Below are 25,732 nucleotides of genomic sequence, written 5' to 3'. Positions count from 1 at the left end.
TATTCGCCACGGTGCTCCTGCACCATGCGCACAGCGCGCTCGCGGACTTCGGGGGAAAACTTCGTTGACTTTCTCATGGCTCCATCTTCTCAGGTGTTGGAGCCTCCTCAAAACCCGGGGCGGTTCAGTTGTGAATGGCTGTCCAGAAGCGCACTTTTCTGGCTTTTGAGCGCGGTATTGATCCCGATTCAACGATCCATCACTTGAATTCATCCGGGTGGCCCGAGGGCCACCCGGATGGGCGAGTTTCATAATCCAGCCAATACTGAGGTGCTGCCGGAGGTGTCTTGCACGAACAGACCGGCAGACTTTTCCTATGCGCACGTTGCCAGACACAAGTCCTGATTTGCAGCCAATGTGACCGTGGCCATCGCTACTGCGTCAATGGCTGTGCAAATATCACCCGTCGAAGCCGCCAACGCGAGGCCAGTAATCGCTACCAGCAAAGTCGCACCGGACGTCACAAACACGCAGCGCGCATGCACCAATGGCGCAAACGCCGCGCAGCCTCAGCAAAGATAGTGACGCATCACGGTTCCCAGGCCGCCCCTACCGATGCTGTACTGCCGGTCAACGAATCAACCTCGGCACTCCCGCCAGATTCACAGTCCCTATCGCTATGTACATCGTCAACATCAGAGTCAATTGTGGTCGGCACCACCCACAGCGGCTTAGCTGCGCCAGTCTGGCGCTGCCACTGGTGCAAATCACCCTGTCCAGGCCTGGTGCGCCAAGGCTTTCTTCGCCACAGCAGATGGGTGCGTAATGGTTGTTACCCCTGAACTGCGCGCCCAGATCCTGCGTCTGTACCTAGCCGACCAATGGCGAATCGGCACCATTGCCCGCCAATTGCACGTTCACCGCGACACCGTGCGGCGCGTCTTGGCAGTCTCCAGTGTGCTGCGTGCACCTGCCGCCGTGCCAGTCCGCCTGATTGACCCATTCATGCCGTTCATCCAGGAGACGCTGGCAAAGTTCCCCACGCTGGCGGCCAGTCGCCTGTACGCCATGGTTCAGGAGCGTGGTTATGGTGGCGGCAGTTCGCATTTTCGCCATCTGGTGGCGCCACTGCGCCCGCGGCCTGCAGCCGAGGCCTACTTGCGACTGCGTACCCTGGCGGGTGAACAAGCCCAAGTGGACTGGGCCCATATGGGCTATGTGGTGGTTGGCAAAGCCAAGCGGCCCTTGATGGCATTCGTGATGGTGCTGTCGTATTCCCGGCGCATCTTCTTGCACTTCAGCCTGAATGCCCAGATGGACAGCTTCCTGCGTGGCCATGTTCTAGCATTTGAGGCATGGGGCGGTGTTCCCAGAGTCATTCTCTCGGACAACCTCAAGAGCGCCGTACTGGAGCGCATGGGCGATGCCATCCGGTTCAATCCGCAATACCTGGCCTTTGCGGCCCACTACCGGTTTGAACCGCGCCCCGTGGCGGTCGCACGCGGTAACGAGAAGGGACGAGTGGAACGCTCAATCCGCTATATCCGCGACAACTTCTTTGCCGCCCGTGTGTTTGCGGACGTGGCGGACCTCAACGCTCAGGCCAAAGCCTGGACCGATGGACCTGCGACTACCCGGCCATGGCCAGAAGGTGTGCAGTTAACTGTGACCCAGGCGTTTGAGACCGAGAAGCCTAAGCTGATGGCACTGCCCATGGACGCCTACCCGGTGGATGCTCGTCTAGAGGTATCGGTGGCCAAGACGCCCTATGTGCGTTTTGATCTCAACGACTATTCCATCCCGCACACCCATGTACAGCGCACCGTGACGGTGTTGGCCAGCGCGGATTGGGTCCGCGTGCTCGATGGCGAAGTGGTGCTTGCCGAGCATGCGCGCAGCTATGACAAGGGTGTTCAGGTCGAAATTGCGGTTCACGTGGAGGATCTGGTACAGCAAAAACGCGGTGCCCGCCAGCACAGGGGAATGAGCCAACTGACCCAATCGGTACCTGCCATGGCGGATCTGATGACCAGCGCCGCCGCCAAAGGCCACCACCTGGCCTCCATGACGCGGGTGCTGGGTCAAATGCTGGATCACTACGGTGCACCGGCCATGCAAGAGGCGGTGCTCGAAGCCTTGCGCCGGGATGTTCCTCACTACAACGCGGTACGCCATGCTCTGGAGCGTGCGCGCCAGGAACGACAGGATGCCCCACTGATCGTGCCGCAACTCTCCGAGCGAGCCCAGCGCATGGATGTGACGGTTCAGCCGCACCGGCTGGATGCTTATGACGATTTGCAAGCACCCACCCCTGACACCGATGTTGAAGAGGACACCCAATGAAGAGCAGCACACCGAAGAACAGCACATCAGTCAGCGCCAACATGGCGCAACTCCAAGCCCGCGCCAAGGAACTGCGACTGGCCGGACTGCTGGCCCACTGGGACACGCTGGTGTGTGACCCCGCCCGACTGGCTTGGGTGACTGAATTGCTGGGGTGGGAGGAAACTGAGCGTGACCAGCGCAGTTTGGAGCGACGCTTGCGCGCATCCCATATCGGCAAGTTCAAGCCATTGGCAGACTATGAGTGGGATTGGCCCAGGCGCTGTGACCGCCAGGCCATCCAGGAACTGATGACGCTATCGTTCATGGCAGACGCCAGCAACGTGATGCTGGTGGGGCCCAACGGGGTCGGCAAGTCCATGCTGGCCTGCAATCTGGGCCATCAGGCCTTGATTCAGGGCCACACCGTGTTGTTCATCACTGCCGGGCAATTTCTGGGCGAGCTGGCGGCACTGGACAGTGACTCTGCCTTGCGCCGCCGCCTCAAGCATTACGCGGCACCAGATTTGCTGCTGATCGACGAGGTGGGGTACTTGTCGTATTCCAACCGGCACGCCGATTTACTGTTCGAGCTAATCAGTCGGCGTTACGAGCACAAGAGCACCGTCATCACCACCAATCGGGCTTTTAAGGAATGGCACGAGGTGTTTCCCAATGCCGCCTGCGTGGTGTCGTTAATTGACCGGTTGGTGCATCGCTGCGAGATTGTGGCCATTGAGGGCGAGTCTTACCGACTAAAGGAGGCGAAGGCGCGTTCAGAGAAGAAGGCGGCAAGCCGTGCGGCTGCGCCCCGCAAAGGCAAAACACCATGACACGGCGCAATCTGGTGATGGGACAGCGATCACAGGAAGAAGGCAACAGTTCCACCATGTGGAAGTTGCCAACGCATTGGACGGCCGCCCAGGCCTTGGCAGTATTTGAGGTTCTGGACGGCTAGGCGAAGAAGATTCAGCAGGCTGCACGCCTAGACCGCACCGTCACAACGCCATCACTGCCAGCAAACATTGATATTGGGGATGTGCCGTTCTAGGTCGGCAATGGGTTGGGAGCCGTCTTTCGGTTAGCGGCCTTGAAGGGCAGTTCCCGACCCAAAAGCAGTCTTCTAGCACCTCAGCTTCATGGCCCGTTAGCTGACATTCGATGAGGGATCAACGGACAGGTACGATGGACGGCCGTGCAGCGGTAGGCGACGTTGATCACTCCGTTGCGATGGTCCGGATGCGACCCTGGGCCGCCCTTGTGCGCCCCGATCTTGCCGCCATAAAGCTGCGGTCCAATCTACCCGCTGGCGCCCAGCTATGCCCCGGGACTCAGGCCACGCATCTGCCGGCAGCAGTCGACGCCAATGGCGCATAAAGCCTTCCGCGGCGACCAGGGCCAGCTCCCTGTGAACTTGGCGCAGAGGTCACCCGAGTCACATCCCGGGCTCAATCAGAGAGCGCAGATAGGAACCAAGCATCCGTTCGAGTTCCATCGACAAGCTGTGCTCGGTAACCGGCTTACCATCATGGTCGATTACCCAGCGATGGACCACGGCGTCCGTGGTCTCAACCAAGAGTGTCGCGACGAGCTTCGGCTGGCGTACGACGCCACTTAGGTGATGCTCGACGCGCATGACCGTTGCTTCCAAAAGCTGTCGGGCACGCGCGGTGACGTGCGACGAAAGCGGAACGGTACCAGACAAGGCGCGGTGAAGGGCAGGATCGTCGTGGTGAATCTTGATGAAGCCTTGAACGAGCGCATGCACGAATTGCTCCAGCGTCATGGACGATCGATCGTCGGCATAGGCCTTCTCAAGCAATGCCTCGCCCTTCGAGAGGTGCTCGTTAGCGACTGCGTCGACCAAGGCCTGCTTGTTGGGGAAATATTCGTACAGCGAGCCAATGGCGACGCCTGCCCTAGCTGCAACCGCGTTGGTATTGAAACCGTCCCAGCTGCGCTCGACGAGAACCCGAGCAGCGGCCTCCAATAACACGGCGACCGTATTACGTGCACGGTCTTGTTTCGGCTTGCGGACAAGGGCTTGCGAGCGTCTCTGACTGCCTGTCGTCGCCATGCAGAATCCGAGTTGAAAGTTGAGCAATGGCTCGATATTATCACTCCCATCTCGGCTAATCCGCTGGCTTGGCGGTCAACAAATGAAAAGCTACTCACAGCTTCCATCGTGGAACAATTACAAGGCGCTGGTTGCGCGGCGTTTCGGCATCTCAATCTTGCGCGAGCCCAAGGAATCAAGCATGCCGATCCGGGGCCATGCCATTCACTTGGACACCTGGGAACCAGATGCCCAACCCCGTGGCACGATCGTCCTGGTCCATGGTGGCGGCGGGCATGGCCGAATTCTTGCGCCGCTGGGTGATGCCGTCGCTGCGCTGGGGTGGCGTGCGATCGCGCCGGATCTGCCCGGATACGGACTGAGCACACCAGCACCAGGGTTCAGGTGGGAGTACGAAGAGTGGCCGGCAGTGGTGGCCGAGGTCGCCAACCGCGTCTCGGGACCTGTGGTCCTTTTCGGTTTATCTGTCGGCGGCTTGACTGCGGCTCTCGCAGCGACCCGCGCCCGATCCGTTGCCGGCGTCATCGCCACCACGCTGCTGGACATGGGCGACCGTGTGATCTTTGCTCGTTCCGCGCGGTGGAAGTGGCTCGGCCACGCGTCGATAGTGGGATTCAGTGCTTTGCCGTCTATCCTTGACAGGGTGGTTCTTCCGCTTCGGCTGGCCGCGCCGCTGGACAAGATGTCGCGGGACGTAGAGGTAGCCGCGTACTTTCGTCGCGATCCGCTGCTGGGAGGGCTGAAGGTTCCGACAAGGTTCTTTAGGACATTGCATGCGTGTAAAGTCGGCGCTCTTGCCTTGCCTTGTCCCCTCCTGCTGGTTCACCCGGGTGCGGATGACTGGACGCCGACAGCACTCAGTCAGGCAGTCTTCGATCGGATCGAGACTCCCAAAACATTCCGCGAGCTGAGCAACGGATCACACCTCCCGCTGGAGCAACCCGCCTACAAGGAGCTGATGGCTGCGGTGGAAGAATGGTTGAAGCCGCTATCTGAAACCGAACTCATGAAGGCGCCGGCCAAACCGTGGGGCCAACACGTGGTGGCAGATATCACTCCGAGTTGAGCTCCCACACACCTGCCGTCGTTGAACAACCACTCCTAACCGGAAACCTGCCCATTGGTTGGTGGCATCAGAAGGTCCGCTCCTAGCCTCAAGCTGAAGATTCGATTCGGCACAGTACGCCAGATGGAAGCATCAAAGTCACTTCCCTAAAGCGGTCATTGGCAATTGCCAGCAACTGGCCCACTCCAGCCTTAGAACTGTCACAAGCCTAAGACCACAATCGGCGGCATAGCTGGCTTACGATTTTCCCCATACCCGACCTTCATTTACCCTGACTCTTTGCGGGAGCAACCTCTTCACTGGGCAGATCGACAGCCTCCCGCAACGCCTTACCTACCTTGAAATGCGGCACGCGCGCCGCAGGAATCTCCACTGGAGCGCCACTGCGCGGGTTACGACCCATCCGCGAGGCACGGTCAATGACTGAGAAACTACCGAAACCCCTGATCTCAATGCGCTGCCCACGCACCGTTGCGCTAGTCATCGCCTCCAAGATGGTCGAAACGGCGGCTTCAGCATCCCCCTGTGTCAGCTGACTGAACCGTTCGGAGAGAAATTGCACAAGGTCTGTTCGGTTCATTCGCTCCGAAGGATAAGGCAGCTTTTTCAGGATTCGCCCAAAAAGCGCGTTCAAAAGCCATTTAGGCGCGCTTTTGGACAGCCGCTAACATCAGTCCGTATTCCGGTTGACTTGACCATCTGTTCCGGAAATTGCTGACCACCAACAGCGGTTTTTTTCTTGTGTTGATCAGAGTGAGTTGCTCTGGAGGCGATCAATGTCATCTGTGGGCCAGTTGCGGTCGTTGGTGAACGACCGGTATCGGGAGGCCAATCCTTCATTCAACTTTTCGCACTGATATCCTCGACCTAAAGACTCGATTGCCGCGATAGCTGGACTGCCTGCTGGTGGCGTGAAAATCAGCATGCCTACTGAAGGCACTAAGTACGACATTTAGTACGAACCGAGGAAGATTGAGATGGTCGATCACACGCAATTCGAGTACGCACCTCCGAAGTCTTGGGATCAGTTTGAGGAGATGTGCGCGGATCTCTTCCAGACAATGTGGAGCGACGCTTCGTTAGTTCGTCACGGCCGTTCGGGGCAGAGCCAGGATGGAGTAGATATTGTGGCGCGTCACAACGCGCTTTATCCGGTGGGCATCCAGTGCAAGCGCCGCACGAAGTGGCCGGTCAGCAAGGTGACGGTTGCACAGATTGGCAGCGAGATTAGAGATGCCGAGGCCTTCAAGCCACCGCTTAAGCATTTCTACATCGTCACCACGGCACAAGACGACACCAAGTTGCAGGAGCATCTGCGCACGACGAACGAGGCACGCAGAAAGGCCAACAAGTTCGAGGTGACTCTGTTGGGATGGTCAGAGCTTGTTCGCCGGGTCACCCTTGAGCCCACCGTGGCTCGAAAGCACTTCGGTGCAGTGGGCGGCGCGCAGCCAGAGCCTCTGCTGGCGACATGGTTCACCAAAGGGGGAGTGCTGCCGTTCACGGATCGTAGATTCGAGCTTGCAGTGGAAGAACTCGCCTTGGACCTCGACGACCATCCCAATGGTCGCGTCGTGATCCGCCAGATTGAATCAGACGAACTCCTTCAGCAGATCCAGGCACTTGAGGCAGTCGAAAGGACAGATCAGGTTCGGCAGAAGCGGGTCAACTTGCGTAAAGAGCTCAGAATAATGGCCGCTAGGGAAGCGCAGGCAGTGCGAAGCCTAAAATTTCTGTTTCAAGCGCCCAGCCTCAAAGACAGCCTGCGCTACAGCTGGGAGAAGCAGATGCCTATGCTTGTCCGCGCTGTCGTGGAAGGCGTGTTCGCGCAAATTGGGAGCATTGGATCAAGCGACTATGCCGAGATGCGGCTCTGGCCACCAGGGAAGCGCAACGACGACTTCTCGCGTCGTATCACGGTCCACCTCACCGCCGCTCAAGTTAACGACATCTTGAAATGTCGTCAGAACCACCTCGCCAAATATGGAAAGCCAATGGTTGATGCGGTCTGCGAGCTCCCGGACTCGGCCCTGGGCGCCACCTTCCCAGCCATCGTCCGTCGGTTGTTGAGGAACATCGATGATGGCAAGTCCATCGCGGAGCTGCATGCAGCTGGCTGGCTCAATCCTGCTTCTTGGGCCTTCGAGCTATGAGCGCACGTCGCTGCGTACCGGCAAGAGCTAACCTGTCCTAAGAGTCGAACATGACCGTAGGTAAAAAATTCAAAGGAGCTCGTCGATGTCAAAGCCGTCCGTAGGCGTCACCGAAACTGAAAGGCTGCTCGCGAAGTTCTGTGAGAACACTTTTTTAAAGCTGTGGTCGTATCCAAATCCGTTCAAAGACGATGGTCATGAGCTGTGCGATCTGCTGGCCGTCTTTGGCGACGACGTCTTCATCTTTTTTGACCGCGAGAACGTGCTTCCCGAAGAATCGGACAAAGACCCTCAAGTACTGTGGGACCGGTGGCGTAGGAATGTCATCGACCGTCAAGTGAAGACGGCCCACGGCGCTGAGCGCTACCTACGCCTTGGCAGGCCGGTTTATGTCGACGGCAAGCGCGCCCAACCATTTCCAATCGGCATCGATCCAGCAAAGGCCGTTTTCCATAAAATTATCGTCGCGCACGGCGCGAAGGACGCCTGTAAAAATGCTTCTCCCATGAACGTTTACGGAAGCTTGGCGATCACGTATTCCGACATGGAGACGGAGCCGTCCGTCCCATTTCACGTTGACCTCGAGCGAGCTTCGCCGGTGCATGTCTTGGACAGCCACAACATGCCGATTGTGCTGGGCGAACTCGACACGATCACGGATCTCTCATGCTACTTCCGCGAGAAGATGCGAGCCATCTCTCGATATGCCGCCCTGAGCTACTGTGGTGAAGAAGACCTGCTGGCCCATTACCTCTACAACTTCGACAGCGAGGCGGGCCAATATCTGATTGGCACGCGTGATGAAGACGTTGCATCAATTCACATTGGCGAAGGCGAATGGGCAACCTTCATCGAGTCGCCGACCTATCAAAGCACAAAGCGCGCTGACAAAATATCATACTTCTGGGACGAGCTGATACAACGAACTTGCCAGAACAGCCTTGACGGCACGCTTGGCGGAAATTCGAACATCGTCCGGGGAGAAAGCGCGATCTTCGAGATGGTGAGAGAACCGCGGTTCATCCGCCGCGCGTTGTCCGAAAGAATGCTGCACGCCACCGAGAGATTTCCTGACCAGCCTTCCGGAATGACTCGCCAGGTCACTTTCCTCCCGTCATTCCATGACGACGCGGGATATGTGCTTCTCCAACTTCGTATGCCGGAGGCCCTGCGCACAGCGCTAGATTATCGAGGCAAGCGCCAGTTCATGCTGGAGATCGCGTGCGGTGCGGCGAAGAACAAGTTCGATCATCTGGCCAAGGTCGTCGGGATCGGAATCGAGAACCCAAAATTCGTTCGCAACAACACTGGCGAGGACTTCATCCTGATGCCGTGCGCCGAGTGGCCTGCGGAGCAAAGGTTGTACTACGAAGGGCTGAATGAAAATTTCAACTTCTTCGACACAGACAAGCTGCAGCAATTCAATGAGCGCGTGACCCAGTTCGTCAACGACGACGAACGGCCCGTTTCCAGCCGCCCCGGAAAGACTGGCCGCAACGACAAGTGTCCATGCGAATCGGGGAAGAAATTCAAACACTGCCACGGCAGATAGACTGCCGACACCATGCCCCTCATTGACCACCTCGCTTTGTTCCCTATCCGTGGGGGCACCCTGCCAGCCCGTCTCCGAACGCTGCTAAGCCCTGTCGGTCTCGACCCTCTCGAGCGAGTCGAAGTGACCAGCGACGTCGAAGTCGACCCTCATGGGCCCAACGCCGAATATGTGCACATGCTCGTGGCCGTCGTGCCCGAAGCGATTGAAAGCCCACTGACCATATTCGACGAATGCGTAGGCGGTGTGGTGTCATTCTCGGAGCCCGTACTTGGCACCAAGGGCTCCTCGGCAGAATTTGCGCCCAGCATGTCTGGGTATGACTACATCGTCGCGTCCTGGGGCGATGGGTCGTATTACACCTACCACCTCGCCGAAAAGGTGTGGATGGCCCTTGGCCTCTCACCCAGATGCATTGGAAATGACCAACAACGCCTTGTCTACGACGATCTGGGCGTGCCGGAGTTTGCTGTCGCAGATGGCGAGGTTGCGCGCGAATATCACTACACATCCTCCCGTGACGTCACATGGCGCATGTCGAACTCTCATCTGAGAAAGTATCTATGGCTGCGTGGCGCGAGGGGCGTGCGAACATTTTTTTATCAGGCGCAGTTGCCCGACAGCGCGGAGTTAAGGCAACTGATGAATGGGCAGCGGCACATCGATATCAAGCCGGAGGCGGGGTGGTATGAAATCGACATAAGCGAGAAGGATGGAGGCCTGCTCTTGCAGGTGTGGGCGACCGTCGACGCTGTTTCCTGCGAATTATGTCCCGAGCGCACGGCTGACAACATCGACTGGCCTGGGGTGACGGGATTGGTGACGCACTCCAGCGCCAACGCAGATCGAGCAGTCCACATCATTCATCTCGACGACCGCTTTCTGGAACGATATGAAAAGAGCGGGTTCTACGACACCACGCCTGTGTTTCATCATGACCAGTGGCATTGCAGCCCGTCCTATCGCAACCAGTGGAGCTTCACAGATTGCAGACGCGTGGGCCGGAATCTCGTCCGCGTTTCGCTTCGAGAGCTCTATAAGCCCAAGCCTGACCAGGAAATACTTCATGCGCGCTCGTTCGCGCTGAGCCCCGCGACGGTCGCCCAGTTTGATCTGAATGAAGAACACGTCGCGTCGAAGACGAGGCGGCTTTTGGTGGAGCTTTTGACGTTGGGCGATCACCTCTCGCGATTGGGCGCAAATGTTGGGCAAGGAAAATCTGCCGAGGACCTTGTCGGGTTTTCTGCGGCGGACATCAAGGCCAATGGATGGCTTCACTACCCTCAGTTGAGCCGATTGGCACAAGTAGCGCCGTTGTCGATGTCCGAGCAGGACTTCCTCGCTCGTTGCAAAAGCCTCCATGAGATCTGGCAAAAAATCCCCAATGGCTTTTTGAAGCGAATTCTCGAAGCTGGGGGCTGCCCTAAAAAGGAGGTGGCTGATCTAGGGAGCATCAAATTGCTGCAGGCCATCCTCAACATCTCTGAGCGGCTCGACGCGCACGACGAAGATTCCACAGCATTCGCCAGCGCTGATGAACCGCCGGGCTGGAGGGAAAGCAACGAAAAAATCGCCGCGCTATTCGTAGCGCACGACTTGCGGATCGCCGATGCCCACGACACGTTCGCCAATGCTCTTCCGCGACTCCAAGATCTCGGCTTCGACACCGCAAGCCTCCAGCAGGGTTATGGACGCGCGCTCGACTTCGTGCTGGATGGGGTCATCGTGTCATTCTCAAACCTGAACGGCCCTCTGGGTCGCGTTCTCGATCGCTAGCCTGTGGTCTTGCCGCGCGCCATCGTGGGTGGCGCCCGGCCGCATCAGCGACTTACTTAGCTTGAATGAGCTTTACCCGGCGAAGCCGGATCTCTTTGTGCATCGTGAAAGGCGTAGTCGCGAGGACGCAGTCCTCTCGTAAAGCCGCAACCGAAGAAACCTCGACAAAAAAGGTGCGGTCTATCGGAGTATTTCAGGGCTTCTTACCCTCCTGACGGACCAATCCTGAATGTCAGCTTTCTGGCGATGAGTCTGAAGCCACGGAATTCCGCTATGGGTCGATAGCTGCCGGTGGTCATGACCAGCGTACTGGTCACCAATTGCCGAATTGATGGTCAGTGAATTCCGGCCTACGCACACTGGGCAGCGCAACCCATTTTGATCAGGCATTTGCCTGCGACGTAAGGATGAAATCAGATGCCTTCGCAGCCTGGCTGGCGGCGGTAAAAATTGCAGATTTGTCCGCCTTTAGGCACTTGAGCCAGCCATCCACATAGCTCGCGTGGTTCTCAATCGTGCCGTTCACCAGGCCCAATGAACCCATGCTGAACGCTGCCGACAGCTCGGCCACCAGTTCCTCCATGGCATAGGCATCGTCGCCAAAGCACCTTCCAAACGTGCGATTCAAGCGTGACTCGATCCCGGTCCAGTGGGCCAGTTCATGTAATGCTGTGGCGTAGTAATTCACTTCGCTGGTGAAACGCTCCCGATTCGGCAAACAAATTTCGTCCCGACTCGGCACATAAAAAGCGCAGTCAAAGCCGTGACGAATTGTCGCGCCGGTCTTGGCAAGTACCTGCTCCGCTTCCAACACCGGGCTAAATTCTTGCGTGGCTGGTGGTGCGGTCAAAGTCTCTGGTAAGGCGTCAATCTGCGCCGCATTGAATAGCCAAAACGGTTTTGCCATGGGATAGAAAATTTCTTCCTGGCCGTCGTCAGACTCTTTTTTGATCTTGTCAAAGAAAACGCACATCACGGATTTTTCACCCTTGCGGACCTGCGCGCCCATGGTTTCCGCTTGCTTGTACGTGAGCCAAAGATTAGAGCTGTAACCACGTTCGGCTGCCTCGGACCACAGCAGCAGCACATTGATTCCCCGATATGGTTCCTGTGTTTTTGCATTGCGCGGCAAGCCCTGACCCGCGCACTGCGTCCAGCGTGGCCCGCCCTTGGCGGTGCCAGCTTCCAAGATGCTGATGATTTTGTTGGTGATGGTTTGACGAATGCACATACGAAAGCCCCTTTGAAGTTGAGTTCGGAGGGCTTTAAAAAGTTACCCTCTCGCTCGGCTCTCGGCGTCTTCCCTTGGGGGAACGGATAGGGGGAGAGTCCCTGCCAGCGGGGCGGGGATTAGGGGTGGGGTGCTTTTGGAAATGAAAAACAGGCCTTCAAGCCCGTTGTCTGTCACCCCCACCAAGTCCCCGGCATAACTGTTCGGGCGCTTGGTGGGGGTGAAGGGCTTGATGGCATGTTTTGGTATTCGTCAGTTCCGCCGTTCTGAAACTGGCGTGCCACCAAGCAAAGCGACTGGCAAGGTAGTTTTTAGGCGAGACAGACGGGTGGTTTACCCCGAGCCGTTCACGGTTCGGGAGCTTTCGGGGGATGGGCAAATAGCATGCGCCAGGGGGTTGCATAAGCAGCCCCCGCGAGTTGACAAGTGACCAAGCCTGATAGGCCGAGACCCAAGACTCGGTTCACGCCGGGCACGGTCGGCGCACGCGCCGATGGCACAAGCTCAGATTCTTTGCTTAACGGATGCGCGCTCGAAGGTGCGAGCTAGACCCCGACGCGGTTAGCCGCACCATGCTTCGGAATCGGTCGAAGAGTTCACGCGGCCGTGCCATGCAGTTGAAAAACGTTTCCCTTGCGAAGACCGTCAAGGTGCTTCGCCCAATCCATCATCATGGCCCGCCGATCCCTTAGATGAGTTGCATGGTTGTATGCCGCCGCCGTCGAATTTCGCTCCTGGTGAGCCAGCTGCAATTCAATCAAGTGATGGGCATACCCCAGCTCATGCAAGATAGTGGACGCCACGCCCCTGAATCCGTGGCCAGTCATACGTCCGGCGTACCCCATTCGCTTCAACGCGCCCAAGATGGTGTTGTTGCTCATCGGCTTTTCGTGATCCCGCTCGCCAGGGAAGACAAGCTCACGCCCATTCGCCATAGTTTGCAATGCTTGAACCACCTCGACAGCTTGCGGTGAGAGCGGGACGATGTGGGGCGTACGCATCTTCATGCGCTCAGCAGGAATGCGCCATTCCGCCGCCTCCAAGTCAAACTCTGACCAACGCGCACCGATCAACTCCCCTGTGCGCACAAAGGTGAGCGCCATCAATTTGATGGCGAGCCGTGTGTAAGCACTGCCCTGATACGCTTCGATCTTGCGCAGCAGCTCGGGCATCTCCTTGGCGTCAAGACGCGCGTAGTTTTCCTTTTTTCGGGGCTTGAGCGCATCGGATGGTTTGACGTCCGCTGCTGGGTTGCGTTCGATGATTCCGTGAGCAACTGCGTACCGCAGAACCTGACCGCAAGTCTGCAATGATCGTTTTGCGATATCGACAGCGCCACGCGCCTCGATCCCCTTCGCCATTGCCAACAAATGGGGCGCCGTAATGCTGGCGATTGGCCTGGACCCAATGGCAGGAAAGACATCCGCTTCCAGCCTGCGAATGACGTAATCGGCGTGCCTTGGGCTCTTCGGCCCCTTCCAATGGTCCCACCACAGCCGCGCAATCACTTCGAAGCTGTTTGCGGCATCGAGTGCCCGCGTCAGCTTGGCTTCTCGTTTGATCTGAGACGGGTCTTCGCCCACTGCAATGGACTCGCGGGCCTTGTCACGCGCCTTCCTGGCCACCGCCAACGTCACATCGGGATACACGCCAAGAGCGAGGCGTTTTTCTTTGCCAAGGTGACGGAACTTGAGCCGCCAGTACTTTCCGCCCGTTGATGTGACCTCCAAGTACATGCCCCGCTCGTCTGAAAGGCGAACGTACGGACGGTCATCAGGGCATGAAGCCTTCTTGCATTGCAGCTCTGTCAATGGCATTTTGGGGGCACATTTCTGGGGGCATCGGGAAGTACCGATTTATGCCCCCAAATATGCCCCCGGTTGACGTCGGATGTCAATCAACCGCATCGGACGGCAGAAAACAAAAAAGCCCCTGGTAGAGGGGCTTTTAGGGGTCTCTGGTGGTCCGCATTGGACTACCTAAAACCATTTTTTGGCGGAAACGGAGGGATTCGAACCCTCGATGAGGCTCTACACCCCATACTCCCTTAGCAGGGGAGCACCTTCGGCCACTCGGTCACGTTTCCAGCGGGTTGGATTATGTCACGACTTGTTGGGCGCACTCAGCGTTCGGGCTGGTCCAGGTCGAAGGCTTTGTGCAGGGCGCGCACCGCCAGCTCCATGTACTTCTCGTCGATGACGACCGAGGTCTTGATCTCGGAGGTGGAGATCATCTGGATGTTGATGCCCTCCTCGCTCAAGACCCTAAACATCTTGCTGGCCACGCCCACGTGGCTGCGCATGCCGATGCCGACGATGGAGACCTTGCAAATCTTGGTGTCACCCATGATCTCGGTGGCGCCCAGCTTGGGCAGCACCTTGGTCTTGAGCAACTCCACCGCGCGGGCGTAGTCGCCCCGGTTGACGGTGAAGCTGAAGTCGGTCTTGCCGTCTTTGCTGACGTTTTGGATGATCACATCGACGTCGATGTTGGCGTCGGCCACCACACCCAAAATTTGGTAAGCGATGCCCGGTGTGTCGGGTACGCCCAGCACCGAAATTTTGGCTTCATCGCGGTTGAATGCGATGCCGGAAACAATGGCCTGTTCCATGTGTTCGTCTTCCTCAAAAGTGATCAGGGTGCCGGAGGCGGCCTCCTCGTTGATGTCGATGTCCCAGGGGGTGAAGCTGCTCAAAACGCGCAGGGGCACCCGGTATTTGCCAGCAAACTCGACCGAGCGAATTTGCAGCACCTTGGAGCCCATGGAGGCCATCTCCAGCATCTCTTCAAAGCTCACGGTCTTGAGCCGGCGCGCTTGGGCCACTACGCGTGGGTCGGTGGTGTAGACGCCATCCACATCGGTGTAAATCAGGCATTCGGCAGCCTTCATCGCAGCGGCTACGGCGACTGCCGAGGTGTCCGACCCACCGCGCCCCAGCGTGGTGATGTTGCCCAGCTCGTCCAAGCCCTGAAAGCCAGTCACGATGACCACTTTGCCTGCGTTGAGGTCTTGGCGCACTTTGGCGTCGTCGATCGACTCGATGCGGGCCTTGGTGTAAGCGCTGTTGGTGCGGATAGGTACTTGCCAGCCAGCGTAGCTCACCGATTGCATGCCCTCGCCCTGCAAGGCAATGGCCAGCAATGCGCTCGATGCTTGCTCGCCGGTGGCGGCGAGCATGTCGAGCTCGCGTGCGTAGGCGGCGTCTTGGCGGGAAGGGGCCAGCTCGGAAGCCAGGCCCAGGAGCCGGTTGGTTTCACCGCTCATCGCGGAAGGAACGACCACCATTTGGTGCCCGGCGCGCGCCCATTTGGCAACGCGCTTGGCGACATTGCGGATGCGCTCGGTGGACCCCATGGATGTGCCGCCGTATTTGTGAACAATCAGGGCCATTGGTACTTAGGAGTGTGTCGGAGCCGCGGGATTGTACCAAGCGAGTACCTCGCCACTGCGCTCCAGCAGGCCCGCTCCGACCTTCAAATGCAGGCGGTGTCCCCGGGTAACGCAGGCCGCCAACTGGCGTTGCAACTCCGCCATTTGCGCAGTGCTGGGCATCACGCCAAACGCGGTCTTGAGCCAATAGCGCAGCACATTGTTTTGGCGCGCTGGCGATAGCGTTTGCAGCGCGCGGATCCGGGGCAATCCGTCCGTTGGTCGGGCCACGCCGCGCAAGTCGTCTGCGGCCAATGCGTCCAACAACTCCACCGCCTGCGCCGCATGCGCCGCGCTGCGGGCGAAGGTGTCTCGAAACTGCGGGTTGGCTGCGGCCAGCGCGGGCAGAACCTGTGCGCGCAGCCGGTTGCGGGTGAAGCGCAAGTCGGTGTTGCTGGGGTCTTCAACAAACGCGGCCCCATACCCGGACAGCGCCAACCGGATATCGGCACCGGACACGCCCAGCCAGGGCCGCACATAGCGCACACCGCCACGCTGCCAAGACGCACGCATTCCGCTCAGGCCCGCAAGCCCCGCGCCACGGCCCCAGGCGAGCAGCAAGGTTTCCACCTGGTCGTCGGCATGCTGCGCCAAGGCGATGGTGGGTAGCGGACCTGCACCACCGGGCTCGGCGGCCAGGCGGTCCAGCGCCTGGTAGCGTGCGCGGCGGGCAGCGTCTTCGGGGCTTTGGCCTTGGGCAGCGCCGGCCTGCACCTGCGCCACCCGCAGCTCCACCTGCAACTGCGCGCAGGTGGCAACGCACTGCCGCTCAAAGTCAGCCGCTGCCGCTTGCAAACCGTGGTTGACATGCAGCGCCACCACCTGGCCGGGCCACTTGGCCGCACAGGCACACAGCAATGCAGTGGAATCAGCGCCGCCGCTGAACGCCACCCCCAAGGGCAGGGCCGGCTCGAAGGCGGCCATCGCCGCCTGCACCGACACCGTCATGGCCGGCGGCGCAGGCAGTTACTTGGAAGACGACTTGGTGTCGGTAAAGCGGCCATAGCTTTGCAAGCGCTCGTAGCGCCTATCCAGCAACTCTTTGACCTTGAGGTCGGCCACTTGGCGGTAGGCGTCGGCCAGGCCGCGCTTGAGGAACGCGGCGGCCTGCTTGGTGTCGCGGTGCGCGCCGCCTACAGGCTCGCTCACGATTTTGTCGACCAGGCCGAGTGCTTTGAGGCGGTGCGCGGTGATGCCCAGGGCCTCGGCCGCCTCTTGCGCCATGTCGGAGGTTTTCCAAAGGATGGAGGCGCAGCCCTCCGGGCTGATGACCGAGTAGATGGAGTACTGCAGCATGATGACCTGGTCGGCCACCGAGATGGCCAGTGCGCCGCCCGAACCGCCCTCGCCGATGATGGTGGTGATGATGGGCACCTCGAGCTGCGCCATCTCGAAGATGTTGCGCCCAATCGCCTCCGACTGGCCCCGCTCCTCGGCGTCGATGCCGGGGTAGGCGCCAGGCGTATCGACAAAGGTGAACACCGGCAGACCGAATTTTTCTGCCAGCTTCATGAGGCGCAGCGCCTTGCGGTAGCCCTCGGGCTTGCTCATGCCAAAGTTGCGCAGACCGCGCTCCTTGGTGTCGCGTCCTTTTTGCTGGCCAATCACCATGCAGGGCGTGCCGTTAAAACGCGCCAAGCCACCGACGATGCTGAGGTCATCAGCGAAATGGCGGTCGCCATGCAGCTCGGTGAAGTGGGTGAAGATTTCGGCGACGTAATCCAGCGTGTAGGGCCGCTCGGCGTGGCGGGCGATCTTGGTGATCTGCCAGGGGGTGAGGTCGCTGTAGATGTCTTTGGTGAGCTGCTGGCTTTTCTTCGCCAGTTGTTCGATCTCGGCGGAGATGTCTACCGCCGATTCGTTTTGCACATAGCGCAGCTCTTCAATCTTGGTTTCCAACTCGGCAATGGGTTGCTCAAAGTCCAGAAATACTCTTTTTCCCATGCAATGCTCCTGTGAACGGTGGGGTCCTGCGACGGGGGCTTTGCGCCCGCTCAGTACGCCACCGGCAGCGGGTCCAAAGACCGCCAAATATACCAAGTCGCGACGCTGCAATATGGCTGCCAAGCGGCTGCCACCTCGCGCGCGTCGCTGCGGCTGACCACGTCGCCGGAGAAGTAGTTGCGGCTGATGCCGTTGATGAGACCCACATCGTCGAGTGGCAGCACGTTGGGGCGCATCAAATGGAAAATCAAAAACATCTCGGCGGTCCAGCGGCCAATGCCGCGGATGCCCACCAGCTCGGCGATGATGGCATCGTCATCCATGCTGGCCCACTGCGCGACATTGAGTGCACCGCTGTCGAAATGCAGGGCCAAGTCCACCAGGTACTCCACCTTGCGCGCGCTCAAGCCGGCGGTGCGCATGTCGTCGACCTTCAGGCGCAGCACATTGGCTGGCGTCATCGCGCGCGGCAAGGCCGAAAAGCGGTCCCACACGGTCTGCGCCGCCTTGACCGAAATTTGCTGGCCCACGATGCTGCGCGACAGGGTGACAAATGCATCACCCCGGGTTTGCAGGCAGGCGTTGCCAAACTGCGGGATGAGCCGCTTCATCACCCGGTCTTTCTTCATCAGGTGCTTGCAAGCGTCCTGCCAAAAATCTGGCGTCACCGGCACGGCGTCTGGGGTGCTTGCTGGAGCCATCAGCGCAGCGCCTCCCAGGTGGTGCCTTGTCCGGCGTCTTTGAGGACCACGCCTTGGGCGCGCAGGCTGTCGCGGATCTGGTCGGCCAAGGCGAAGTTCTTCGCGGCCTTGGCCGCAGTGCGTTGGTCGATCAGGGCCAGGATGTCGGCCTCCAACAGGCCGGCACCGGCCTGCAAAAAGGCCTTGGGCGCTTGCTCCAGCAGCCCCAGGCAGCCGCCAAGTTGCTTCAGCAACAGCGCAAGGTCTGCACTGCTGCTGCGGTAGACCTCGGACGCCAGGTCGAACAGCACGGCGATGGCTTCGGGCGTACCAAAGTCTTCGTCCATCGCCGCTTGGAAGCGCTGCGCAACCGGATTGCTCCAGTCGATACCACCGTCGGCTGGCAAGTCACCGGCTTGGTCGATGGCCGCGTAGAGTCGGCGCAAGCCTGCATGGGCGTCACTGAGGTGTACATCGCTGTAATTCAAGGCGCTACGGTAGTGGGTGCGCAGCAGGAAAAAGCGCACCGTCTCCGGATCGAACTTGGCCAAAACTTCGCGGATGGTGAAGAAGTTGCCCAGGCTTTTGGACATCTTCTCGTTGTCCACCCGCACAAAGCCGTTGTGCATCCAAAACCGCGCCAATGGTTTGCCGGTGGCACCTTCGCTTTGGGCGATTTCGTTCTCATGGTGCGGGAACTGCAAATCGGCACCGCCGCCGTGGATGTCGAAGGTCTCGCCCAAGGTGGCGCAACTCATGGCGGAGCATTCGATGTGCCAACCGGGTCGGCCCACGCCAAACGGGTGGCCCCATTGCGCGCTGTCCCATTTGGCGTCTTCAGGTTCAGTGGGCTTGGCGGCCTTCCACAGCACGAAGTCCAAGGCATCGTCTTTGCTGGCGTCCACCGCCACCCGCTCACCGGCGCGCAGTTCGTCCAGGGACTTGCCCGAGAGCTTGCCGTAGCCTGCGAACTTGCGCACCGCAAAGTTGACATCGCCTGTGGGGCCCTGGTAGGCCAAGCCTTGGGTCTGCAAGGTGCTGATCAGCTTCAGCATCTGCGGCACGTACTCGGTGGCGCGCGGCTCCAGGGTGGGTGGTTCGATGCGCAGCAGGCCAATGTCTTGGTGCATGGCGGCCACCATCTCTTCGGTGAGTGCGCGGATGCTGATACCACGCTCAAGCGCGCGGCGGATGATCTTGTCGTCGATGTCCGTGATGTTGCGCACGTAGGTGACACGGTAGCCGCTGACTTTGAGCCAGCGCTGCACCACATCGAATGCCATCATCATGCGGGCGTGCCCGATGTGGCACAGGTCATAGATGGTCATGCCGCAGACGTACATGCGGACATGCCCTTCAGTGAGTGGAGTAAACGGCTCTAGGGCACGGGTTAGCGTGTTGTAGATTCGCAGACGCATCGGATCGTTTTTCTTGTTCAAGTCCAGTCGCAAAAACCTGCAAGCGCGCGAAAGCTTTCGTTGAATTTGTGAGGGATTTGGGGGGCGTCTCAGAGGGGATAGTACAAACCCCTCAGATACAATCCGCCGCAGTATAAGGCCCTGCACCCAGCTCAATTGCAGGGCCAACCAACCCAGGAGGCTTGAAGCGCGTGCATCTCGACGGATCGTGGCTCAGACGGTGGCTCGCTGTTGCTGCATTGCTGATGCTGCCCTGTGCTTATGCAGACGAATACGCCGATGCGTCCGAGCTGATGCGCGCGGGCAAGCTGTCAGAAGCCCTGACCAAAGTGGACCAGTTTCTGGCCACCCAGCCCAAAGACCCCCAGATGCGCTTTTTGAAGGGCGTCATCCAACGCGATGCGGGCAAAACCCAAGACGCCATCGCCACCTTCACCCGTCTCACTGAAGACTACCCCGAGCTGCCCGAGCCCTACAACAACCTGGCGGTGCTGTATGCGGGCCAAAACCAGTTGGACCGGGCACGTACCGCCTTGGAAATGGCCATACGCACCAACCCAAGTTATTCCACGGCCCACGAAAACCTGGGCGATGTGTACGCCAGGTTAGCCAGCCAGGCCTACAGCAGAGCACTTCAAGTCGAGAACGCTGCCAGCGCCAGCGCCGCACCTAAGCTGGACCTGATTCGGGAGTTGTTCAGCGTAGGAGCCAACCGGGGGCAGCGCCCCAGCATGCCCAGCGCCGCAGCACCCGCTTTGTCTGGCGCGCAAAGCAGCGCAGGCAAGCCACCGCCCACGCTGCCAGCGCCGCGACTGCCCGCAGCGAAAGCGGCCACCGCCACCGCCGCTGTCAACCTGAACACCGCCAACCCCTTGCCTGCTGGCTCCGCAACCTCCAGCGCCGCAATGCCCAGCCCGGCCGCTGCACCAATGGCAACCGCTCCAGCAGCTACCACCAATGCAGCCCCGCCAGTGGCCGTGTCTCCAGGGACGGAGAGCACGTCCGCTGCCCCTGATTCGGCAAGCACCGCCAACGATGAGAACGAAGTGACAGCCACCGTGCGGGCTTGGGCTGCGGCTTGGGCCGCCAAAGATGTGAGAACCTACCTCGCCTTTTACGGCAAAAGTTTTGATGCACCCGGCTCCCTCTCGCGTGCCGCGTGGGAAAAAGAACGCCGCCAGCGCATCACCAGCAAAGCCACCATCAGCGTCAAGCTCGACAACCTGAGTGTGCGAACCAATGGAAACCAAGCTACGGTGAAGTTTCGGCAAGACTACCGCGCCAATGGCTTGGCGGTATCAAGCCGCAAGACGCTAGAACTGCAAAAAGGCGGTGGCCGCTGGTACATCGTCAAGGAGTCGGTCGGTGGATAAGTGCCGAAGCGGCTGGCCCAAGTGGTTGCTGACTGGGGCGGTCGTATGGTGCCTGGGCAGCGCGCCCCAACCGGCGCTGGCACAGGCCCCGGCCAACACTGCGGGCTTGGCAGAAGCGCGGCTGATAGAAATCTACCAGCTTATCGGCGCCGGGCAGAACAGCGAAGCGTTGGTCAAGTCGCAAAAGCTGGCCACCGAACTGCCGCATTTCCAGCTCGCCCAGCTGGTGTATGGCGACTTGCTGGCCGCTCGAACCCGCTTCGTTCGCACCGTGGGCGATGTACCAGAGGACCTCGCCCGCATTGCCGGGCCCAATCTCACAGACCTGCGCGAAGAGTCGCAGCGCCGCATCCAGGCCATCAGGGAACGCCCCCTGCCAGGCACGGTGCCCTCGCAGTTTGTGGCCTTGTCGGCAAAGACCAAACACGCTATCGCAGTGGACGCATCGCGCTCGCGCCTGTACCTGTTCGAAAACTCGCCAGCGGGAATGCGGCTGATTTCCGACTACTACATCTCGGTCGGCAAAGCGGGCCTATCCAAGACCATCGAGGGTGACCAGCGAACGCCCTTGGGGGTGTACTACATCACCAGTAACTTGGACAAGAAGTCACTCAAAGACTTTTACGGTGCGGGCGCCTTACCCATCAACTACCCCAACGTCCTCGACCTCAAGCGTGGCAAAACCGGCAGTGGGATTTGGCTTCACGGCACCCCGCCCAACCAGTTCGCGCGGGCACCCCTGGCCACCGATGGATGCGTGGTTCTCACCAACCCCGACCTGGACCACATCCTGCGAACCGTGGAGGTGCGCAGCACCCCGGTGGTGATTGCCGATCGCCTGCAGTGGGAAGACGCACGCGCAGTACGGCAAAGCGGCGGCGCATTTGAGGCGGCGCTGCGTGCATGGCGAAATGCCAAAACGCTGGGCGATGTGAATCAGGTGCTTTCCTTCTATGCGCCCGACTTCAGAAGCAATGGCCGGGCACTGGAGCAGTGGATTCCGCAACTCAAGGACGAGCTGGCCAAGACCCGCGGCCGCACGATTGAACTCAAGGACCTTTCCCTGTTGCACTGGTCCGATACGGCCGAGACCATGGTGGTAACCTTTGGCGAAGTGCCACAGGGCACGCGCACCGGCCGGACCAAGCGCCAATACTGGGTGCGCAACAACGATCAATGGAAGATTTTTTTTGAAGGAAGCCTGCAATGAAATGGTTCCCCCTGCAGCGCCGCGCACTGTTCTTGCTATGCGCTGGCGCCCTGGCCTTCAGTGGAGTGCATGCGCAAAGCGCGCCCAAGGTCCGGTTTCAAACCAGCCTGGGTGACTTCACCGTGGAGGTTTATTCCGACAAAGCGCCCAAGACAGTGGCGAACTTCTTGCAGTATGTGCAAGACAAACAGTACGACGGCACCGTGTTCCACCGCGTCATGGACAACTTCATGGTGCAAGGCGGCGGCATGACCCCCGACATGAAAGAAAAGCCCACCCGCGCACCGATCCCACTCGAAGCGCGTAACGGCCTGCGTAACGACCGTGGCAGCATCGCCATGGCACGCACCTCCAACCCCAACTCAGCGACTGCCCAGTTCTTCATCAACGTGGTGGATAACCCCGGCCTGAACGCGCCCCAGCCGGACGGCTTTGGCTACGCGGTATTCGGCAAGGTCGTCTCCGGTATGGACGTGGTCGATAAAATTCGCGCCGCGCCCACTGGCAACCGCGGCATGCACCAAAACGTGCCGCTCACGCCCATCCTCATCCAATCTGTCACTCTCTCGACCCAACCATGAGCAATCCCCAAGTTGAACTGCATGTTGCCGACTACGGCGTCATCACCCTCGAACTAGACCAGGAAAAAGCACCCAAGTCGGTGGCCAACTTTCTTACCTATGTGGCCAAAGGCCATTACGACAACACCCTGTTCCACCGGGTCATCCCCGGCTTCATGGTGCAAGGCGGCGGCATGGAGCCAGGCATGGGCCAAAAGTCTACCGACGAGCCCATCACCAACGAGGCCAACAATGGCCTCAAGAACACCACCTACAGCGTCGCCATGGCGCGCACCGGCAACCCGCATTCGGCCACCGCGCAGTTCTTCATCAATGTGGCCGACAACGGCTTTTTGAACCACAGCGCGCCAACCTCCAGCGGCTGGGGCTATGCGGTGTTTGGGCGCGTTACAGCGGGCACCGACGTGGTCGACAAGATCACCGCCGTCAAGACCGGGCGCAAGGGATTCCATGACGATGTGCCGCTTGAGGACGTGCGCATCGAAAAAGCCATCGCACTCTAAGCCTGCCAGGACCGCCCGATGGACATCGCGCTGCCCCCCGCATGGCGGCGCATCGATTTCATCTCTGACATCCACCTGCAAGCCAGCGAACCCGCCACCTTTGCGATGTGGCGCGACTACCTGTTGGGTACGCCTGCCGATGCGCTCTTCATTCTGGGCGATTTGTTCGAGGTGTGGGTGGGCGACGACGCGTTGGACGCCGGTGACGCCTTCGCCCAGGATTGTGTCGAACTGCTCTTGGCCACGTCAACGCGGCTGTCGCTGCACATCATGGTGGGCAACCGGGACTTTCTTTTGGGCGAGCAGTTTTTCGCGGCCTGCCATGCGCGCCGCTTGGACGACCCCACCGTGCTCGACGGCGGCGACCTGCGCATCGCCCTCACCCATGGCGACGCGCTGTGCTTGGATGACACCGCCTACCAACAGTTCCGTGCGGTGAGCCGCAGCCCGCAATGGCGCGCAGACTTTTTGGCCCAGCCGTTAGCGCAGCGGCGCGCATTGGCGCAGCGCATGCGCGCACAGAGTGAATCGCACAAGCGCGACGTAGGTGGCTACACCGACGTGACCGAGGCCGCCGTGCAAGCACAACTTGCCAAGCTGTCTTGCCAGCAGATGGTGCACGGCCACACGCACCAACCGGCAGTGCATGCGGTGGCAGGTGGCGGTATGCGCAGTGTGCTCAGCGATTGGGATGCAGCACAGCAACCGCTGCGGGGCGATGTGCTCCGCCTGGAGTTGCTGCCGCAGGCGCGCTGCGAGTGGTCGCGGCTGACGCCCGCTACTGCAGCAAAGCCTGCGGATTGACCTCGTCGATCTGCCAAGGGTCCAGGAACTGCTTCGCATAGAGCAGGTAAACGCCCTCTTTGACAAAAACGTCAAAAAGGTCGGGGTCAATGTGCCCGTTGTACTTGAACTTGCGCATGATGCCCATGGCCTGGGAGAGCTTCATGCCTTGCTTGTACGGCCGGTCGCGCGCGGTAAGCGCCTCAAATATGTCGGCAATGCCCATCACGCGCGCCTGGATCGACATTTGTTCTCGAGTCAGGCCTTTGGGATAACCTTTTCCGTCCATACGCTCATGGTGACCGCCGGCGTACTCCGGCACCCGTCGCAGATGCTTGGGCCAAGGAAGCTGCTCCAGCATCTTGATGGTGGCAACGATGTGGTAGTTAATGGTGTCGCGCTCGGCAGCAGTCAGTGTGCCGCTGCGGATCGTCAGATTCTCGATCTCGTCTGCGCTTAGAAAGTCGGACTCCACGCCGGCCACATTGCGCCAAACATTGTTGCGACCTATGTCGCGCACGCGCTGCATATCCGCGTCGCTCATCGCTTCTGTGCCTTGGTTGGCGGCGCGCAGAAAAGCACGGTCTGCGTCCAGAGACGCCATCGCGGTACGGCACTGGCTCCACAGGGCCGCCTCGGCACTGGCGTCCTTGCAGTCCCGCAACGCGAGCTGCGCACGCAGGGCGGAAATCTCTTGGTCGCGCTTGAGCACTTCGAAGCGGGTGTCAATCTGGTCAATGCGGTCACAAAGGGTTTGCAGTTTGGTCGCCTTGTCCACCACGTGCACTGGCGTGGTGACTTTGCCGCAGTCGTGCAGCAGGCCTGCGATCTTGAGTTCGTAGCGGTCGCGGTCATCCATCGAGAAGCTCGCCAGGGGGCCAGTGGTGGTGGCATTGACCGCCTCCGCCAGCATCATGGTCAGCGCCGGAACCCGCTGGCAATGGCCACCGGTGTAGTGCGACTTCTCGTCGATGGCCAGATTGATCAGATTGATGAACGACTCAAAAAGCTCTTCCAACTGCACCATCAGCTTGCGGTTGGTGATCGCAATGGCAGCTTGCGAGGCCAGCGACTCCGCCAGACTTTGGTCCGCTGCAGAAAAAGGCTGCGCTGTCTGGGCGCCAGGTGGCATCGCGTTGATCAGCTGCAGGACGCCGATCACCTCGCCTTCGTGGTCCTTCAGGGGCACCGATAAGAAGGATTTAGACCGGTAGCCCGTCTTTTGATCAAACTTGCGGGTGCCCGAAAAATCAAAGTCCGGCTCGTTGTAGGCGTCGGCGATGTTGACGGTTTGGCGGTGAATCACCGAATACGCTGCCACCAGCGAGTCATTGGGTGCGCCCGACTCGGTGTAGAGCGGCAAGTTGGGAAAATTGATGGCTTTGCCCGAGGTGCCACCCATGGCAATGTTGAGCGATTCGGTTCGCATGATCTCAAAGCGCAAGGCGACTCCGCCGTCGGTGACGCGGTAGAGCGTTCCACCATCGGCATGGGTGATGTTCTTGGCCGCCACCAGAATACTTTCCAGTAGCCGGGTGATATCACGCTCCTTCGAAAGCGCCGCGCCGATCGCGTTGAGCTGCTCGAGCCGGCGCAACAGGTCTTCTACCGAATTCATTGAACCTCCCTAAGCCACAACCAATCCGCTTGGCAACTGCATCACCTCAATCCCGCAAAGCTACCACGGTCCGCC

22 protein-coding genes and 1 tRNA gene are annotated in these 25,732 nt (G+C 59.7%); 12 read left to right on the top strand and 11 right to left on the bottom strand.

Going from position 1 to position 25,732, the window contains the following annotated elements; all coding sequences use genetic code 11:
• Positions 1-765 precede the first annotated feature (765 nt).
• From istA to ACILRC_RS10690, 3 genes are read left to right on the top strand one after another with little or no spacing between them, the layout of a single operon-like run.
• Positions 766-2,283, top strand: coding sequence for an IS21 family transposase (gene istA, locus ACILRC_RS10700; RefSeq protein ID WP_395669352.1), 1,518 nt, complete (start codon positions 766-768; stop codon positions 2,281-2,283).
• Entirely contained in the window at positions 2,280-3,095 is an 816-nt protein-coding gene (gene istB, locus ACILRC_RS10695; RefSeq protein WP_395669351.1) for an IS21-like element helper ATPase IstB, read from the top strand. The genes istA and istB overlap by 4 nt, the downstream gene beginning before the upstream one ends.
• Positions 3,092-3,220: a hypothetical protein gene (locus ACILRC_RS10690; RefSeq protein ID WP_395669350.1), complete on the top strand. Its 129-nt coding sequence runs from the start codon at positions 3,092-3,094 to the stop codon at positions 3,218-3,220. The genes istB and ACILRC_RS10690 overlap by 4 nt, the downstream gene beginning before the upstream one ends.
• A gap of 477 nt (positions 3,221-3,697) precedes the next feature.
• On the opposite strand, the gene ACILRC_RS10685 is transcribed toward ACILRC_RS10690, so the two are convergent.
• Entirely contained in the window at positions 3,698-4,339 is a 642-nt protein-coding gene (locus tag ACILRC_RS10685; protein ID WP_395669349.1) for a TetR/AcrR family transcriptional regulator, read from the bottom strand.
• Between the two features lie 82 nt (positions 4,340-4,421).
• Between ACILRC_RS10685 and ACILRC_RS10680 the strand changes: the two genes are divergently transcribed.
• Positions 4,422-5,405: an alpha/beta hydrolase gene (locus ACILRC_RS10680; RefSeq protein ID WP_395669348.1), complete on the top strand. Its 984-nt coding sequence runs from the start codon at positions 4,422-4,424 to the stop codon at positions 5,403-5,405.
• A gap of 262 nt (positions 5,406-5,667) precedes the next feature.
• On the opposite strand, the gene ACILRC_RS10675 is transcribed toward ACILRC_RS10680, so the two are convergent.
• Positions 5,668-5,985, bottom strand: a complete 318-nt coding sequence (locus tag ACILRC_RS10675; RefSeq protein ID WP_395669347.1) for an integration host factor subunit beta — start codon at positions 5,983-5,985, stop codon at positions 5,668-5,670.
• Positions 5,986-6,382: 397 nt separating this feature from the next.
• Here ACILRC_RS10675 and ACILRC_RS10670 point away from each other — a divergent pair, with 397 nt between their 5' ends.
• The 3 genes from ACILRC_RS10670 to ACILRC_RS10660 all read left to right on the top strand — a co-directional run bounded on the left by ACILRC_RS10670 (position 6,383) and on the right by ACILRC_RS10660 (position 10,886).
• Positions 6,383-7,558 (top strand): restriction endonuclease, encoded by a 1,176-nt coding sequence (locus tag ACILRC_RS10670; protein ID WP_395669346.1) that lies wholly within the window; start codon positions 6,383-6,385, stop codon positions 7,556-7,558.
• A gap of 85 nt (positions 7,559-7,643) precedes the next feature.
• Positions 7,644-9,110: an SEC-C metal-binding domain-containing protein gene (locus ACILRC_RS10665; protein WP_395669345.1), complete on the top strand. Its 1,467-nt coding sequence runs from the start codon at positions 7,644-7,646 to the stop codon at positions 9,108-9,110.
• Positions 9,111-9,233: 123 nt separating this feature from the next.
• Positions 9,234-10,886, top strand: coding sequence for a hypothetical protein (locus tag ACILRC_RS10660; protein WP_395669344.1), 1,653 nt, complete (start codon positions 9,234-9,236; stop codon positions 10,884-10,886).
• Positions 10,887-11,268: 382 nt separating this feature from the next.
• On the opposite strand, the gene ACILRC_RS10655 is transcribed toward ACILRC_RS10660, so the two are convergent.
• The 8 genes from ACILRC_RS10655 to cysS all read right to left on the bottom strand — a co-directional run bounded on the left by ACILRC_RS10655 (position 11,269) and on the right by cysS (position 19,589).
• Positions 11,269-12,117, bottom strand: coding sequence for an ArdC family protein (locus tag ACILRC_RS10655; RefSeq protein WP_395669343.1), 849 nt, complete (start codon positions 12,115-12,117; stop codon positions 11,269-11,271).
• A gap of 596 nt (positions 12,118-12,713) precedes the next feature.
• Entirely contained in the window at positions 12,714-13,934 is a 1,221-nt protein-coding gene (locus ACILRC_RS10650; protein ID WP_395669342.1) for a tyrosine-type recombinase/integrase, read from the bottom strand.
• Between the two features lie 176 nt (positions 13,935-14,110).
• A tRNA-Ser gene (locus ACILRC_RS10645) sits at positions 14,111-14,203 on the bottom strand.
• Positions 14,204-14,239: 36 nt separating this feature from the next.
• Positions 14,240-15,508 carry an aspartate kinase gene (locus ACILRC_RS10640; protein WP_395669341.1) on the bottom strand — a complete coding sequence of 423 codons (1,269 nt, stop codon included), beginning with the start codon at positions 15,506-15,508 and terminating at the stop codon, positions 14,240-14,242.
• 6 nt (positions 15,509-15,514) lie between these two features.
• Positions 15,515-16,495, bottom strand: coding sequence for a tRNA lysidine(34) synthetase TilS (gene tilS, locus ACILRC_RS10635; RefSeq protein WP_395669340.1), 981 nt, complete (start codon positions 16,493-16,495; stop codon positions 15,515-15,517).
• Positions 16,496-16,513: 18 nt separating this feature from the next.
• The gene (locus ACILRC_RS10630) at positions 16,514-17,491 is read right to left on the bottom strand and encodes an acetyl-CoA carboxylase carboxyltransferase subunit alpha (RefSeq protein ID WP_395669339.1); all 978 of its coding nucleotides are present in this window, start codon (positions 17,489-17,491) and stop codon (positions 16,514-16,516) included.
• 50 nt (positions 17,492-17,541) lie between these two features.
• On the bottom strand, positions 17,542-18,192 hold the full coding sequence (locus ACILRC_RS10625) for a DNA-3-methyladenine glycosylase family protein (protein ID WP_395669338.1): 651 nt from the start codon (positions 18,190-18,192) through the stop codon (positions 17,542-17,544).
• Positions 18,192-19,589: a cysteine--tRNA ligase gene (gene cysS / locus ACILRC_RS10620; protein ID WP_395669337.1), complete on the bottom strand. Its 1,398-nt coding sequence runs from the start codon at positions 19,587-19,589 to the stop codon at positions 18,192-18,194. Before cysS ends, ACILRC_RS10625 begins: the two co-directional genes overlap by 1 nt.
• A gap of 245 nt (positions 19,590-19,834) precedes the next feature.
• Between cysS and ACILRC_RS10615 the strand changes: the two genes are divergently transcribed.
• The 5 genes from ACILRC_RS10615 to ACILRC_RS10595 are packed head-to-tail and all read left to right on the top strand — an operon-like array spanning position 19,835 to position 24,060.
• Complete coding sequence (locus ACILRC_RS10615) at positions 19,835-20,962, top strand: tetratricopeptide repeat protein (protein ID WP_395669336.1); 1,128 nt, start codon at positions 19,835-19,837, stop codon at positions 20,960-20,962.
• A 25-nt stretch (positions 20,963-20,987) separates the two neighbouring features.
• The gene (locus tag ACILRC_RS10610) at positions 20,988-22,172 is read left to right on the top strand and encodes a L,D-transpeptidase family protein (RefSeq protein ID WP_395669358.1); all 1,185 of its coding nucleotides are present in this window, start codon (positions 20,988-20,990) and stop codon (positions 22,170-22,172) included.
• Positions 22,169-22,753 (top strand): peptidylprolyl isomerase, encoded by a 585-nt coding sequence (locus tag ACILRC_RS10605; RefSeq protein WP_395669335.1) that lies wholly within the window; start codon positions 22,169-22,171, stop codon positions 22,751-22,753. The genes ACILRC_RS10610 and ACILRC_RS10605 overlap by 4 nt, the downstream gene beginning before the upstream one ends.
• The gene (locus ACILRC_RS10600) at positions 22,750-23,256 is read left to right on the top strand and encodes a peptidylprolyl isomerase (protein WP_395669334.1); all 507 of its coding nucleotides are present in this window, start codon (positions 22,750-22,752) and stop codon (positions 23,254-23,256) included. The genes ACILRC_RS10605 and ACILRC_RS10600 overlap by 4 nt, the downstream gene beginning before the upstream one ends.
• Before the next feature lie 18 nt (positions 23,257-23,274).
• On the top strand, positions 23,275-24,060 hold the full coding sequence (locus tag ACILRC_RS10595) for a UDP-2,3-diacylglucosamine diphosphatase (RefSeq protein WP_395669333.1): 786 nt from the start codon (positions 23,275-23,277) through the stop codon (positions 24,058-24,060).
• Here ACILRC_RS10595 and ACILRC_RS10590 read toward each other — a convergent pair.
• Positions 24,035-25,657 (bottom strand): HD domain-containing phosphohydrolase, encoded by a 1,623-nt coding sequence (locus ACILRC_RS10590; RefSeq protein WP_395669332.1) that lies wholly within the window; start codon positions 25,655-25,657, stop codon positions 24,035-24,037. The two genes, ACILRC_RS10595 and ACILRC_RS10590, sit on opposite strands and share 26 nt — an antisense overlap.
• Between the last annotated feature and the right edge of the window lie 75 nt (positions 25,658-25,732).

It is taken from the genome of Rhodoferax sp. (assembly GCF_044236835.1).
GTDB lineage: Bacteria > Pseudomonadota > Gammaproteobacteria > Burkholderiales > Burkholderiaceae_C > Allorhodoferax.
Note: the sequence above shows the minus strand (reverse complement) of the source record. Positions and strands in the feature narration are given on the sequence as shown.

Excerpts from the sequence above, each read along its gene's own strand:
- istA (WP_395669352.1), top strand. The coding sequence starts at position 766 with ATGGTTGTTACCCCTGAACTGCGCGCCCAGATCCTGCGTCTGTACCTA.
- istB (WP_395669351.1), top strand. The coding sequence starts at position 2,280 with ATGAAGAGCAGCACACCGAAGAACAGCACATCAGTCAGCGCCAACATG.
- ACILRC_RS10690 (WP_395669350.1), top strand. The coding sequence starts at position 3,092 with ATGACACGGCGCAATCTGGTGATGGGACAGCGATCACAGGAAGAAGGC.
- ACILRC_RS10685 (WP_395669349.1), bottom strand. The coding sequence starts at position 4,339 with ATGGCGACGACAGGCAGTCAGAGACGCTCGCAAGCCCTTGTCCGCAAG.
- ACILRC_RS10680 (WP_395669348.1), top strand. The coding sequence starts at position 4,422 with ATGAAAAGCTACTCACAGCTTCCATCGTGGAACAATTACAAGGCGCTG.
- ACILRC_RS10675 (WP_395669347.1), bottom strand. The coding sequence starts at position 5,985 with ATGAACCGAACAGACCTTGTGCAATTTCTCTCCGAACGGTTCAGTCAG.
- ACILRC_RS10670 (WP_395669346.1), top strand. The coding sequence starts at position 6,383 with ATGGTCGATCACACGCAATTCGAGTACGCACCTCCGAAGTCTTGGGAT.
- ACILRC_RS10665 (WP_395669345.1), top strand. The coding sequence starts at position 7,644 with ATGTCAAAGCCGTCCGTAGGCGTCACCGAAACTGAAAGGCTGCTCGCG.
- ACILRC_RS10655 (WP_395669343.1), bottom strand. The coding sequence starts at position 12,117 with ATGTGCATTCGTCAAACCATCACCAACAAAATCATCAGCATCTTGGAA.
- ACILRC_RS10650 (WP_395669342.1), bottom strand. The coding sequence starts at position 13,934 with ATGCCATTGACAGAGCTGCAATGCAAGAAGGCTTCATGCCCTGATGAC.
- ACILRC_RS10640 (WP_395669341.1), bottom strand. The coding sequence starts at position 15,508 with ATGGCCCTGATTGTTCACAAATACGGCGGCACATCCATGGGGTCCACC.
- tilS (WP_395669340.1), bottom strand. The coding sequence starts at position 16,495 with ATGACGGTGTCGGTGCAGGCGGCGATGGCCGCCTTCGAGCCGGCCCTG.
- ACILRC_RS10630 (WP_395669339.1), bottom strand. The coding sequence starts at position 17,491 with ATGGGAAAAAGAGTATTTCTGGACTTTGAGCAACCCATTGCCGAGTTG.
- ACILRC_RS10625 (WP_395669338.1), bottom strand. The coding sequence starts at position 18,192 with ATGGCTCCAGCAAGCACCCCAGACGCCGTGCCGGTGACGCCAGATTTT.
- cysS (WP_395669337.1), bottom strand. The coding sequence starts at position 19,589 with ATGCGTCTGCGAATCTACAACACGCTAACCCGTGCCCTAGAGCCGTTT.
- ACILRC_RS10615 (WP_395669336.1), top strand. The coding sequence starts at position 19,835 with ATGCTGCCCTGTGCTTATGCAGACGAATACGCCGATGCGTCCGAGCTG.
- ACILRC_RS10605 (WP_395669335.1), top strand. The coding sequence starts at position 22,169 with ATGAAATGGTTCCCCCTGCAGCGCCGCGCACTGTTCTTGCTATGCGCT.
- ACILRC_RS10600 (WP_395669334.1), top strand. The coding sequence starts at position 22,750 with ATGAGCAATCCCCAAGTTGAACTGCATGTTGCCGACTACGGCGTCATC.
- ACILRC_RS10595 (WP_395669333.1), top strand. The coding sequence starts at position 23,275 with ATGGACATCGCGCTGCCCCCCGCATGGCGGCGCATCGATTTCATCTCT.
- ACILRC_RS10590 (WP_395669332.1), bottom strand. The coding sequence starts at position 25,657 with ATGAATTCGGTAGAAGACCTGTTGCGCCGGCTCGAGCAGCTCAACGCG.